This window comes from Streptomyces anandii JCM 4720, assembly GCF_014650655.1.
Taxonomy (GTDB): Bacteria; Actinomycetota; Actinomycetes; order Streptomycetales; family Streptomycetaceae; genus Streptomyces; species Streptomyces anandii.
Genome location: NZ_BMVJ01000007.1, coordinates 225,744 through 226,722, shown reverse-complemented (window position 1 = coordinate 226,722; position 979 = coordinate 225,744). Strand labels below are relative to the sequence as shown.

The following is a 979-nucleotide window of genomic DNA, read 5'->3' as shown; positions in this document are numbered from 1 at the left end:
GAGTCCTACCGTCGGATCGTCCAGGCACGGCTCGACCTAATCGCCGACAACAAGGACATTCGCCTGATCGAGCGGCCCGAGTACAAGCGCCGCTGGTCCACCAAGCTCTGGAAGGACAGAGAGGCCGCCGCCCTGCGGTCCTGGCTGCTGGACGCCATGGAGCGCGAGGACCTTTGGTTCGAGGATCGCGACGGGCTTGACTCACCGCGTCCGCTCACGATCTTCCAGCTCGCCGACGCCCTCCGCCACGACGACGATGTACGGGCCGTTGCCGACCTCTACGCCGACCGTCACCTCGGCAAGCAAGACGTACCGCTGTCCACCGTCCTTGCCGCCGTCGTCGAGCCCGAGCACGTCCCGTACCTGTCCGCGCTCCGCTACAAGGAGTCCGGCCTGCGCAAGCGTGCCCAGTGGGAGAAGGTCTGGGAGGAACAGCGCGAGGAGGACAAGGACGGCGAGCGGCGTGACATCAAGGTCCCGCCGAAGTACACGTCCGCCGACTTCCTCAAGCACAGCTACTGGTCGAACCGGGGCAAGCTGGACGTGCCGAAGGAGCGGTTCATCTCCTACCCCGGCGCCTCCCCCGACAACGACCCCTCCCTCCTCATCGGCTGGGCTGGCTGGAACCACCGCCACCAGGCCGAGGCCCTCGTCAACCTCCTCAACGACCGCCTGAACGACGACGGTTGGCACAAGGAAGACTCCCGTTTCGTGCCGCTTCTCGCCGGGCTCGCAGAGGTCATGCCGTGGGTCAAGCAGTGGCACGACGAGTACGACGAGGAGTGGGAGGGCAACCCGGCCGAGGACTTCAACAGCGCCCTCGTCGCCGGCATGTACGGCCGCCACCTCTCCCGGGACGACCTCACCGCCTGGCGCCCCGAGAAGAAGCGGGGCGGGGCGGGCAAGTAGCCCAGCCGACTCCGGACAGGCCCGAGGGGGGACCTTGCATCCCCGCCCCCTTGGGCGTGTACGTCTCCGG

Annotated in this window: 1 protein-coding gene; it reads left to right on the top strand. The window is 67.8% G+C overall.

Annotated features, from left to right (window positions below):
• A partial coding sequence (pglX, locus tag IE249_RS37350) for a BREX-2 system adenine-specific DNA-methyltransferase PglX (RefSeq protein WP_229858530.1) occupies positions 1-909 on the top strand: 909 nt, incomplete at its 5' end.
• Between the last annotated feature and the right edge of the window lie 70 nt (positions 910-979).